The following is an 11,539-nucleotide window of genomic DNA, read 5'->3' on the forward strand; positions in this document are numbered from 1 at the left end:
GGGAGCGGTCGGTCAGCTTGCGAGCGAACCGCCCGGATGCCGCTATACTGATACCGAATTTCGCGGACTAGACCGCGAGATCCTCAAGCAGACGCGAGATCGTGCTTCGCCCCAGAGCACTCATGGTCGGATTGGTCACCCGATAGTACCAAACGAGACCCATCGCCTGCTGGAAAGCCCATGCGGCGCCGCGCCTCCATTCCAATTCACCGGCCTGAATAGCTTCGCGAAAGGCTGCCCGACGGGCACGGTCGAGTAGGTGCCATGCAACGACCAGATCGAGCGCCGGATCGGCTGGGCCGAAGCTGCCACCGTCAAGAACTCCGACCAGACTTTCCCTTTGTACCAAGAGGTTTGCCGGGATGAGGTCCTTATGGCTCATTACCTCGGAACCTGCAGGAGGCAGTTTGCGCAGGACAGCCCATAGGTGCCGGAGACGCGCGACGTCGAGAAGGTCTTCACTATTGGAGAAGCAGACCTCCATCCAATCATCATGATCTGAGAGGTTCCCGCCTCGCCCTCGCCCATCGAAACGTCGCCCCTTCACGTCTCCCCTGCGAAGCGAGGTTACGAGACGAGCAAGATCGAGTGAGAAGGCTGTTGAGCCGCTCAGCCCGTTGGGCGTCGCCGTTTCGCCCTCTATCCAACTCTGTACGAGCCAGGGCATGGGATAGGCTGGGCTCGGCCTGCCTAGCCCAATCGGTTGAGGAGTTGGAAACGGGCAATATTCCTTCAGTTCGTTCATCGCAGCCGCTTCCGCCCTCAGCAGGATGGTGCATTGGGTTTGGTCCATCATTCGCAAGGGGAAGCGTGCGGCGTATTTTGAGCCGATGCGGAAAATTGCGTTGACGGTACCTGCTGTTACGAGCGGCACGATCTTCTGATCTTCGTACTGAGGGAACTGATCGCGGATCAGGTCTCGTGCAAGGTCGATTTCGATGCGCACCTGGTCGCTATGCATGAGCTGCCGCTCTCCCGACTGGTTTGACCGCATATGCAGCGATTGTCTGTCCTCTGGTTGCCCTGTTGGCACGGATGACCAATAGCCGGAATGAGGTCGTTTGCCGACTGGCTGCTTTCACATTGCGCCGGATTCCGATTCAGGGCTGATGAGTCTACGAGCTAGTGCAGATGCCTGAGCTTGTCGGGATTGCGCATGACATAGATGGCCGAGATCTTGCCGTCCTCGATGTCAAGCGCGGTGGTCTGCAGTTCGCCATCGGCTTCCAGCGTGATGAACCCCGGCAATCCATTGATGAAACCGACGCGAACCAGTGTCGACCCCTTCTCGCGCAGCCAGACCGCCACCTGCTCGTACTGCTTCATGACGGCATCGAACCCCAGCAGCGGTTGCATGGCCGCCGGACGCTTGCCGCCGCCATCGGCATGGGCGCTGACGTCGGCCGTCAGCAGCGCGCCGAGCGCCCGCATGTCGCCGCTGCGCGATGCCGCGAAGAAGGCTTCGGCGATTTCAAGGCCGCGTTGCTTCTCCACCTTGAAGCGTGGCCGCGCCTCACGGACATGGCCGCGTGCGCGGGCCGCAAGCTGGCGACAAGCGGCTGCGTCGCGCTCGAGGGCGGTCGCGACCTCCTCGAATTCCAGCCCGAACACATCGTGCAACAGAAAGGCTGCCCGCTCGAGCGGCGAAAGCCGTTCCAAAGCCAGCATCAGCGGCAAGGTGACGTCTTCCAGATCGTCCTCTTCGACGATCGGCTCGGGCAGCCAGGGGCCGATATAGGTTTCGCGCTGGCGCCGCGCGGATTTGAGCTGGTCGAGGCAAAGCCGCGTCACCGTGCGGCGCAGAAACGCTTCGGGTTCGCGCACCTGCGACCGGTCCGTCCCCATCCAGCGGATGAAGGCCTCCTGCACGACATCCTCGGCGTCGCTCACCGAACCCAGCATGCGGTAGGCGACCCGCATCAGCTTTGGCCGCAGCGGGCCGAAGCCCGCTGCCGCATCCCCGGTTTCAGCCTCCGTCATCAGGCGGCCGCCGCCTTGGCGCTGGATCGGATCGCTGCCGCGTCGGTGTAGAGGCCGAAGCCGACGGCGATGCGGTTCCAGCTATTGATGATGTTGATCAACACAGTGAGCTTGACCTGCTCTTCGTCGGTGAAGTGCACCTTCAGATCGGCATAAGCGCGTTCGCGGTCCTGTCCTTCCGAGAGGCGCGTGAGCGCATCGGTCCAGCCGAGCGCGGCACGCTCGCGATCGCTGTAGCAGGGCGCCTCGCGCCAGGCCGGCAGCAGATAGATGCGCTGCTCGGTCTCGCCATTCTCGCGGGCTTCGGTGGCATGCAGGTTGATGCAGTTGGCGCAGCCATTGATTTGCGACGCCCGAAGCTTGACCAACTCGTTGAGGCTGTGCTCGAGCCCGGCGGCGACAGAGAGTTCCGTCGATGCGCGCTGCCATTGCTTGATCAGCGCAGGAGCGGCGGCGAAGAGGTCAATTTTGGCAGTCATGATTGCAGTCCTTGTTGTTGGGTACGCTCTCATGACGAGACAACATCGGCTGGTGTGACATCAGGCCCGATTTTTTTGCCCAACAGCTGGGATTGGCGCAGGGGTGACGCCGGCATCACAGCCTTGCCTCGGCGAAGATGCGGGACGCCCATTCCAGGAAAGCACGTAGCCGGGGAGCAAGCTGCCGGTTCTGCGGATAGAGCGCCGATAATGGCGTCGGCATCGGCGGAAAATCCTGCAGCACCTCGACCAGCGCCCCGTCCGCCAGATCTTTTTCGAGCCGATAGCGTGGTGCCTGGAGAAGCCCGAAGCCCAGGCGCGCCAACGCGGCCGCGGTGTCCGAATTGTTGACCTTTACCCGGCCGGGCAGCGTGACCCGATGCACCCTTGTGCCGATCGTGAACTCCAGCGGCAGGACTTCGCCGGTACGCGAGGAAACGAAGCCGATGGCCTGGTGGCCTTCCAGGGCGTCAGGCGATGCAGGCATCCCCTGGCGCTTCAGATAGGCCGGGCTGGCGACGGTGATTTCGCCGATCATCGCCAGCCGTCGCATGATCATGCCGCTGTCCTGTGGTTCGCCTGCACGGATGACGCAATCGACACCTTCGCGCACCAGATCGACCAGCCGGTCGCCCTGGCCGATATGGAGATCGATCTGGGGATAGCGTTCGAGGAATGCAGGCAACTCCGGCAACAAGTATCTCTGCGTGAGCAGCGGATGCGCGTCGATGCGCAACAAGCCGCGCGGCTCAGTGCTGCGGAATCCCGCCTCGGCATCCTCCACTTCACCCAGGATCGAGAGGCAACGCTCGTAGTAGGCCTGTCCGTCAAGCGTCGTGGCGACGTGGCGCGTGGTCCTGTCCAACAGCCTCGTCCCGAGATGGTCCTCCAATTGCTTGATTGCTTCGGTCGCGGTCGAACGCGGCAGGCCGAGGTCGGCAGCCGCCGCTGTGAAATTGCGCCGCTCCACCACGCGAACGAACAGCCGCATCCTGTCGAGTCGATCCATGGCTCTAGTGTTCGCTCTGCCCGAATACTGCTGTCAATAGGAGGCCCATTATTCGGATGACGTGGCAAGCTATATCCACTCCTGCAGCATTCAACCTGGAAGGAAACTGAAAATGCCGTTTGCCAACTTCAAGACACCGAAGGCCGCTCTGACGAAGGCACAAAAGGAAGAACTCGTTCACAGGACCACGCAAATGTTCGTCGAGTATTTCGGTGAAGGCGTTCGCCCCTACACAATGGTGCTGATCGAGGAAGTTGCCGATGGAGGCTACGGCCGCGCCGACGAAGTCTTCGTCATTCCTGATGCCTACCGGGCCAAGGACGCCTGAGTTCGAGATATCCAGTCGGTGCCTTGGCACATATGAATGCAATGGATCCGGCGCGAACGAAATTTTAATGTAAATCAAGCGTAATCCCGACCATTAAAATGATGCGTATGTGTTGGGGTTGCGCATGCCGGAATACTCTTCCTTCATCCGTTCGATCCGGATCCGCTATATCTCGGGATTGCTGATCTTCGCGCTGGCCTCCGCCGCCGTGATGTTTGCGCTCAATCGCGTCAATTCCTTCCGTCACGACATCGACGCGCTGAGCAGCAATCTCGTCGTCTTCACCCGCGACCTGCGCAACGCCTCCAGTTTTGCCGAAACCGCCAGCACAGCCTGGCGCACGGAAACCCGTGACGGACTTGCCGCCGCCGCGCGCGGCCATTCGCAGCGCCTGACCGGTGAGATCGAAACGCTGTCGGCCCAGCTTGCAGCGATCAAGCCGAGCCTGTCGGCCAGGACCCTCAGCGAACTCTCCTCCGCTTCCGTCAACGGCGACCTGTTCTGGTCGTCGCGCGATATTGTGCGCAACTTCAACCTGATGTCGGCGGCGCAGAAGACCGACGAATGGAGTTCGCGCGAAATCGTCAACCAGAACGATCTGTTCGTCCAGCCGATGCTGGTGCGGGTGCGCACCGCCATGGACAGTGAACGCCATCTGGCCGACGCCTCCAGCGACCGCCTGCTTCTGTGGGCGAGCGGCCTTTTGTTTGCGGTTCTTGCCATTGCCGCCTTGTGGATCTTCCGGCCGATGGAAAAGGCGATCCGCCGCGCTTTCACTGAATCCGCCGCATCCTTGTTCAAGGCCGAAGCGGCCGATCGCGCCAAATCGGAGTTCCTGGCCAATATGAGCCACGAGATCCGCACGCCGATGAACGGCGTGCTGGGCATGGCAGAACTGCTGGCCAAGACCGACCTGACCGCGCGCCAGAAGACCTTCACCGACGTCATCGTCAAATCCGGCAATGCGCTGCTCACCATCATCAACGACATTCTCGATTTCTCAAAAATCAATGCCGGCCAGCTGACGCTCGATCCCGCACCTTTCCGGCTTGCCGAAGCGGTCGAGGACGTTGCGACGCTGGTGTCGGCGCGCGTCGCCGAAAAGAACCTCGAGCTGATCGTGCGTGTCGACCCGCGTTTGCCGGCCCATGTCGTCGGTGACGCCGGCCGCTTCCGCCAGATCGTCACCAATCTGCTCGGCAATGCGGTGAAGTTCACCGAAAAGGGCCATGTGCTGATCGATGTCGGCGGCGAGGTGGTCGACGGTATGGTCCAGCTCAAGGTTCGCGTCGAGGACACCGGCATCGGCATTCCGGCCGAGAAGCTGGAGAACGTGTTCGAGAAATTCGCCCAGGTCGACGGCTCGTCGACGCGCCGCCATGAAGGCACGGGCCTCGGCCTTGCGATCGCCGCCCGCCTCGTCGACCTGATGGGCGGCAAGATCGGCGTCGAAAGCGAGATCGGCCGCGGCTCGGTGTTCTGGTTCGCCGTGCCGCTGCCGGCGCATCAGCAGGACTCGCGCGACGAGATCGTGCCGGTCGACGTCACCGGCGCCCGCGTGCTGGTCATCGACGACAACCCGGTCAACCGCGAGATCCTGCTGGAGCAGCTCAGAAGTTGGAGCTTCGACTGCGCGGCTGCCGAAAGCGGCGCTGTCGGCCTCGCCTTCCTCGACCGCGCCAGCCAGCTCGGTGCCGCGGTCGATTGCATCATCCTCGACTACCAGATGCCGGGCATGAACGGCGCCGATGTCGCCAAGGCGATTTCCGCCGACAGCCGTCTCTCCGCCATCCCGATGGTGCTGCTGACGTCGGTCGATCAGGTCGATTTCGGCAAGATGGTCATCGATTTCGGCATTGCCGCGCACCTGACCAAGCCGGCGCGCTCGGCCATCTTGCTTGGCACCGTCATCTCGGTCATCCAGAAGGCCCGCGCCCAGATCGGCAAAGCCCACTTCGTTCGCGAGCCGGTTGTCGCGCAGGCAGCGCCCGTGGCGCCGCCGGCCTTCACCGTCATTCGCGGCCCGGTGATGCCTGCGGCCACGGTTCCCGAATCGATGACCACGCCGAACGGCCCGATCGATATTCTGATCGCCGAAGACAATGACGTGAACCAGTTGGTCTTCGGCCAGATCCTCAATGGGCTGGGGCTCAGCTACCGCATCGCCGGCAATGGCCGCACCGCCGTCGAAATGTACCGGGCGCTGCGGCCGAAGCTGATCCTGATGGACGTTTCCATGCCGGAGATGAACGGCTACGAGGCGACCCGCGCCATCCGGGCGGCGGAGGCGGCAACCGGCAACCACACGCCGATCATCGGCGTCACCGCGCACGCGCTGAAGGGCGATCGCGACAAATGCATCGAGGCCGGCATGGACGACTATTTGCCCAAGCCCGTCTCGCCCGATCGACTCGGCAGCAAGATCGGCACCTGGCTCAGCGAGACGGTGGCGGCGAAGACGGCTTGATCAAATCGCCGTGTCCAGACGATAGCGGCGCATCCAGTTGAGACTTGTCGCGTCCGAGAGCCTTGCGACGCCCGGCTTCACATCCTCCGCGTTCGGCGCCTGAACGCCGAGCGCTGCGCAGATGGCCGTCAACGTAGCCGCCTGATCGCTTGAAAGCCGCTCATAGCCAATCCGCAGCGGCATTATCCCCTGCTCCGCAAACCATGTGTTCCAGGCCGCGTCATAGGCTTCGAGTTTGGCGAGCTCATGCTGGATTCGCTCGAAATCGTATCGGGGTTCCTGCGGCGGCGCGACCCGTTCGATCTCGGTTCCGTCGGGCGCGATATGCCAAAGCCCGGTCTGCTCCGCCTTGATCAGCGAGACCGCCTGCGCCAGCTTGTTTTCGCGCGAAAGGTGGATGTAGAGGACACGGCCGAAGGCCCTTTCGAAACGCGCTTTGTCCGATGGCAGTGCCGGGAAAATCCGGTCGAGGATCGCCGAAAGCTCAGCCAGATTTTCCCGCATCAGCCGCAGGCCGAAAACGCTTGTTCCGCCCTTCCCGGCCCTGATTGCCGCCTGGAGATAGGCGAAATCGAACTCATGCTCACTCATCGTCCCGGGACCTTGCAAATGCCATTCTTCGGCCCACTCCGCTATGTCCTGCCGCCGGTAGAACGAGTGCGGATCGCCTGCCATCTTCGTCGATGCCAGCAGGCCGCACAGCAAAGTGCTTCCGGTTCTCGGCGTGCCGCAGATTATGTAGCCGTCTAACATGCGCTACCCTTGTTGCTCACGAGAGCCAGAGCAAGCCCGGCCGCTTCAGCGCCGGCCTATAGCCGAAATTCCTGCTGGATGCGACGGGCGCATTCGAGCGGCGTGAGTTGGCTGGTGTCAATTTCGAGGTCGTAATCCGTGCCGTTGTGGACGCGCGGATATTGCCAGCGCGCCAGCCCGGGCATCCTGTCGCCGCGCGCGGCTTCGCGCGCTTCCAGCACCTCTAGCGGCGCCGTCACGCCGACCAGATGCAGATCGAAGCCCGACAGCAATGCGCGATACTCTGCTATTTCGTCATTGAAGATCACGTCGTCGACGATGAGATTGTTGCCTTGCCCGGCCATGGCCGCGATGGCGTGGCGCATGCCGCGCATGGTGCGCGCGCCGACCGGCCCACTCCTGATCACCACCGATGGCTTGCCGTCGTCCAGCATCGTCTCAAAGGAAAACCCATCGGCATGGTTCTGCAGCGCCTCCGGTAACATATCGAGGAAGGCGTCCATCTGGACATGCAGAAAGGGTTCGGCGGTGATTGTCTGCAGGGCTCTCGCGATTGAACTCTTGCCGGCACTGCCGACGCCGTTGAGCAGGACGATTTTGGCCGTCATGTCGCCCCCTCGCGCCTACCGGTTCCGCACGACGATACAGGCACCGCCGACGCTCTGCAGTTTTTGGCAGATGACATTGGCGGCGGCGCGGTCGTCGACACCGATCCTGACGGCATAGATGCCGCGCCGGCCGATCGGCGTGCGCACCCGGCTGACCACCGGATCATGGCTGGCGAGCAGGGCCGGAAACCGGCTCCGGACCCGTAGCCATTGATTGATCGCGGCACCCCGGCGGAAATTTCCGGCCACCTGCACGCCCCATGGCTTCACATTGATCGACGCCATGGCGACCGTTCTCGACATGATCACCGGCAGCTTGCGGCAGGCGACGGCAAAGCTGGTCTTGGCATCGAGCGGCGCGACCGTTCCGGCGTAGGCGCTGTCGGAGAATTTGTCGACCGGCTCGCCCATGACGTCGAAGACATAGCTTTCGGTTTCCATCGGCAGGAAGCCGCCGGAGCCGAGCCAACGCGACACCCGGTTCTCACCGGCATTGTAGGCGGCCGCCGCCAGGCCGAGATTGCCGTAGCTGACCTTCATCTCGGCGAGATACTTCGCCGAGGCCGGGATCGCCTGGTCGATGTCGAAGGGATCGGCAAGGCCACGCATCTTGGCCGTACCCGGCATGAACTGGGCGATGCCTTCAGCGCCGACCGGGCTCACCGCATTGGGATCGAACCGGCTTTCCTTCCAGATCAGCCGGGCGAAGTAGTCTTTGGGCAGACCATTCTGCTCGGCATGCGCCTCGATCAGGTCGCAAACGCGGCCGATCAGTCGTTTCGCCGCAGAGCGCGATTGTGGTGGATCGGCGAGTGCCTGTCCGGCAGAGCCCAGCCCGCAGAGCAGGATCACACCGGCTTTGAGCAACGCGCGCATCGGCCTATTCGGCCGCGGCCTTGCCGTGCTGTCCAAACCGCTGCTCGATATAGTCGGCGACCATCTTCTCGAAATCGGCGGCGATCGACGGCCCGCGCAGCGTCGCCGCCTTCTTGCCGTCGACGAAGACAGGCGCCGTCGGCGTCTCGCCGGTGCCGGGCAGCGAGATGCCGATATCGGCATGCTTGGATTCGCCGGGGCCGTTGACGATGCAGCCCATCACCGCGACTTTGAGGTTTTCCACGCCCGGGTATTTCTCGCGCCAGACCGGCATGTTCTTGCGCAGATCCGCCTGGATGTTCTGCGCCAACTCCTGGAACACGGTTGACGTCGTGCGACCGCAGCCGGGACAAGCGGCGACGATCGGCACGAACTGCCGGAAGCCCATGGTCTGCAAGAGTTCCTGCGAGACCTGCACCTCGCGCGTGCGGTCGCCATTCGGCTCCGGCGTCAGCGAGATGCGGATGGTGTCACCAATGCCTTGCTGCAGAAGGATGCCCATGGCGGCCGACGAGGCGACAATGCCCTTGGAGCCCATGCCGGCTTCGGTGAGGCCGAGATGCAGCGCATGGTTGGAGCGTGTGGCAAGCTCGGTATAGACGGCAATCAAATCCTGCACGCCGCTGACCTTGGCCGACAGGATGATCTTTTCGCGGGCCAAGCCGATTTCTTCGGCCATTTCGGCCGACAGGATCGCCGACTGCACGATCGCCTCGCGGGTGACCTCCTGCGCCGTCAGCGGAAAGCCTCGGCGCTGGTTCTCGTCCATCAGCCGGGTGAGGAGCTCCTGATCGAGCGAGCCCCAATTGACGCCGATGCGCACCGGCTTGTCGTGCTTGATCGCCATTTCGACGATCGCCGCGAACTGGCGGTCCTTCTTGTCCTTGAAGCCAACATTGCCGGGATTGATGCGGTATTTGGCCAGCGCCTCGGCGCAGGCCGGATGATCGGCGAGCAGCTTGTGGCCGATATAATGGAAATCGCCGACCAGCGGCACATTGATGCCGAGCCGTTCGAGCCGCTCACGGATGCGCGGCACGGCGGCAGCGCTCTCGTCGCGGTCGACGGTGATGCGCACGATCTCCGAGCCGGCGCGATGCAGGGCAGCAACCTGCGCGACGGTCTGGTCGATATCGGCGGTGTCGGTGTTGGTCATCGACTGCACGACGACCGGCGCGCCGCCGCCGACGGTCACACCGCCGACATCGACGCCGACCGAGGTGCGGCGTGGAAAGGGGGAGGAAAAATATCCGGTCATGCCGGCAGCCTCTTGTCTCCGGAGCGACGTGCGCCCGCATTGACGCGCAAACTACGCTCAAACAGTTGCCAGCGCGTTGCGCTGAGGTCCGGGCATGAGGTGGAGGAGCAAAGATGGCTTGTCAATGGCGACAGGCCGGCAGGGTCGCCAAATCGCAGTGGCGCGGCGACCCGTCACAGACGGTGTCGACCGGCCAACAGTGTCGGAATCGGTAACAAGAACAAGTCTCCAGCGGCGTGTAGCCACCGGAGCGATGGATACGCGCCCGAACGGCGCGTCTAATCCAGGAAGGGCGTCAGTGTGTCGTCGGTTTCGCCTTCAGTTTTTCAATCTCGTCCTTGAGTGCCAGCTTGCGTCGCTTGAGATTCACGATTTCGAGGTCGTCGACCGATGGATGGTTCATGGCATCGTCGATCTCGCGTTCGATATCACCGTGTTTCCGCTGCAACTCATCAAGATGGGATGCAAGAGACATGATTGGTTCTCCCTTTCATGGTTTCCTCGATTGCAGCCGTCAAAGGCACGTCCACCGCAGGTCGTTCTGTGACGGCACCATGACACTCTGCCACCATCCAGCGGCGATGTCGAATGCTGCGTGGTAGCATTCCACGACAATGTGAAATGTGGTATTGGCTGCGCGCCGGCTACAAAACCCCGCCGGTCCCGCCCAATCAGGCCCATCATTGGGCGCCGCAGACGTGCAGACGGTAGATAATGTCCGAACAGGAACAGGCTGATATCCGCCTCGAATTTTCTCGGCTGAAACAAGAGCATGCCGATTTCGACGCGGCCATCAATGCGATGATCGCCATGGGTTGTGATCCTTTGCAGATCCAACGCATGAAGAAGAAAAAACTGTTCCTCAAGGACCGGCTGATGGCGCTGGAAGACAAGATCATTCCGGACATCATCGCCTGAGCGATAGCCTCAGAGCCTTACCCTTACCCCGGGATCGAAAGCCTTGCGGCGCGTTCACGTAATAGCGCAACAAGCTCGTCGGTTTTTTCCTTCGCGGTGTCGATCGGAACCACCAGGCACATCGTTGCCTCGACCTTGCCTGTGACGGAAAACACCGGGGCGGCCAGGCATTTGGTATAGGCGTCGACCAGCCCCGACGTGATGCAATAGCCCGTCGTCCTGGCCGTCGCGATATCGGCGATGAAATCGTCGAGCTGCAGCCTGCGGCCATCGGGCAGCAAAAGGTCGTCTTCCGACACCATGTCCTGAATGGTGTCCCTTTCCAACCCGGCCAGAAGCAGCCGCCCGGATGCCGTCCATGGCAGCGGAATCTGCAGGCCAGTGGCGGAGCTGATGCGGAACGGCCTGGTGCCTGGGCTGGAATGGACGATGGTGTAGCGGCCGCTTTGCAGCATGCACAATTCGGAGGTCTCGCCGGTCTCGCGTGACAGATTGTCGACCTCCTGCCGGCCCCGCCTGAGCAGGTCGTTGCCCCGGACATAGTCCATTCCGTAGAGGTAGAGCTTCTTGCCGAAATAGACCCTGTTGCCGTCGCCCTCCATCTCCAGGAGACCCGCATCGACCAGCGAGCGCACCAGCGTATAGGTCGTCGAACGCGGCGCGTTGACCCCCTTGGCGAGGTCGCCAATGCCGATCGCACGCTGCGTGGTGTGCAGGAACTCAAATATCTCGAGCACCCGGTTGAGACCCTTCTCGCGAGAGCCGGGGGTCTTGTCCTCGGTCGGGCTGACGTCGGGCCGATCTTTAACGCCAATGTCGTCTTGCATTACTGATTCCTGATGTTAGTATCTGTCTTGTACAAG

General features: G+C 62.3%; 13 protein-coding genes. 3 read left to right on the plus strand and 10 right to left on the minus strand.

Going from position 1 to position 11,539, the window contains the following annotated elements; translation table 11 throughout:
- Positions 1 to 67 precede the first annotated feature (67 nt).
- The 4 genes from AC1DYC_RS20540 to AC1DYC_RS20555 form a co-directional block, all read right to left on the minus strand.
- Positions 68 to 961 carry an aminoglycoside phosphotransferase family protein gene (locus tag AC1DYC_RS20540; protein WP_477409409.1) on the minus strand — a complete coding sequence of 298 codons (894 nt, stop codon included), beginning with the start codon at positions 959 to 961 and terminating at the stop codon, positions 68 to 70.
- 161 nt (positions 962 to 1,122) lie between these two features.
- Positions 1,123 to 1,980 (minus strand): sigma-70 family RNA polymerase sigma factor, encoded by an 858-nt coding sequence (locus AC1DYC_RS20545; RefSeq protein ID WP_477409411.1) that lies wholly within the window; start codon positions 1,978 to 1,980, stop codon positions 1,123 to 1,125.
- Positions 1,980 to 2,459, minus strand: a complete 480-nt coding sequence (locus AC1DYC_RS20550; RefSeq protein WP_477308677.1) for a carboxymuconolactone decarboxylase family protein — start codon at positions 2,457 to 2,459, stop codon at positions 1,980 to 1,982. Before AC1DYC_RS20550 ends, AC1DYC_RS20545 begins: the two co-directional genes overlap by 1 nt.
- Before the next feature lie 115 nt (positions 2,460 to 2,574).
- Positions 2,575 to 3,468, minus strand: a complete 894-nt coding sequence (locus tag AC1DYC_RS20555) for a LysR family transcriptional regulator (protein ID WP_477409413.1) — start codon at positions 3,466 to 3,468, stop codon at positions 2,575 to 2,577.
- A 112-nt stretch (positions 3,469 to 3,580) separates the two neighbouring features.
- Between AC1DYC_RS20555 and AC1DYC_RS20560 the strand changes: the two genes are divergently transcribed.
- Positions 3,581 to 3,796, plus strand: coding sequence for a tautomerase family protein (locus tag AC1DYC_RS20560; protein ID WP_477409415.1), 216 nt, complete (start codon positions 3,581 to 3,583; stop codon positions 3,794 to 3,796).
- A gap of 124 nt (positions 3,797 to 3,920) precedes the next feature.
- Entirely contained in the window at positions 3,921 to 6,263 is a 2,343-nt protein-coding gene (locus AC1DYC_RS20565) for a response regulator (protein ID WP_477409417.1), read from the plus strand.
- Here AC1DYC_RS20565 and AC1DYC_RS20570 read toward each other — a convergent pair whose 3' ends face one another.
- The 5 genes from AC1DYC_RS20570 to AC1DYC_RS20590 form a co-directional block, all read right to left on the minus strand.
- Positions 6,264 to 7,016 (minus strand): Stf0 family sulfotransferase, encoded by a 753-nt coding sequence (locus tag AC1DYC_RS20570; protein WP_477409419.1) that lies wholly within the window; start codon positions 7,014 to 7,016, stop codon positions 6,264 to 6,266. It lies immediately after the preceding gene.
- Positions 7,017 to 7,072: 56 nt separating this feature from the next.
- Positions 7,073 to 7,624 carry a chloramphenicol phosphotransferase CPT family protein gene (locus AC1DYC_RS20575; protein WP_477409421.1) on the minus strand — a complete coding sequence of 184 codons (552 nt, stop codon included), beginning with the start codon at positions 7,622 to 7,624 and terminating at the stop codon, positions 7,073 to 7,075.
- A 15-nt stretch (positions 7,625 to 7,639) separates the two neighbouring features.
- Complete coding sequence (locus tag AC1DYC_RS20580) at positions 7,640 to 8,500, minus strand: transglycosylase SLT domain-containing protein (protein WP_477409423.1); 861 nt, start codon at positions 8,498 to 8,500, stop codon at positions 7,640 to 7,642.
- A 4-nt stretch (positions 8,501 to 8,504) separates the two neighbouring features.
- A complete protein-coding gene (gene ispG / locus AC1DYC_RS20585) occupies positions 8,505 to 9,758 on the minus strand; it encodes a flavodoxin-dependent (E)-4-hydroxy-3-methylbut-2-enyl-diphosphate synthase (protein WP_352556619.1) in 1,254 nt (417 codons plus the stop codon).
- Positions 9,759 to 10,053: 295 nt separating this feature from the next.
- A complete protein-coding gene (locus tag AC1DYC_RS20590; RefSeq protein ID WP_095487303.1) occupies positions 10,054 to 10,233 on the minus strand; it encodes a YdcH family protein in 180 nt (59 codons plus the stop codon).
- Positions 10,234 to 10,472: 239 nt separating this feature from the next.
- Here AC1DYC_RS20590 and AC1DYC_RS20595 point away from each other — a divergent pair, with 239 nt between their 5' ends.
- Positions 10,473 to 10,676, plus strand: coding sequence for a YdcH family protein (locus AC1DYC_RS20595; protein WP_112559568.1), 204 nt, complete (start codon positions 10,473 to 10,475; stop codon positions 10,674 to 10,676).
- Between the two features lie 23 nt (positions 10,677 to 10,699).
- On the opposite strand, the gene AC1DYC_RS20600 is transcribed toward AC1DYC_RS20595, so the two are convergent.
- Entirely contained in the window at positions 10,700 to 11,503 is an 804-nt protein-coding gene (locus tag AC1DYC_RS20600) for an IclR family transcriptional regulator (RefSeq protein ID WP_477308661.1), read from the minus strand.
- Positions 11,504 to 11,539: the final 36 nt, after the last annotated feature.

Source organism: Mesorhizobium sp. P2_E7 (assembly GCF_056403855.1).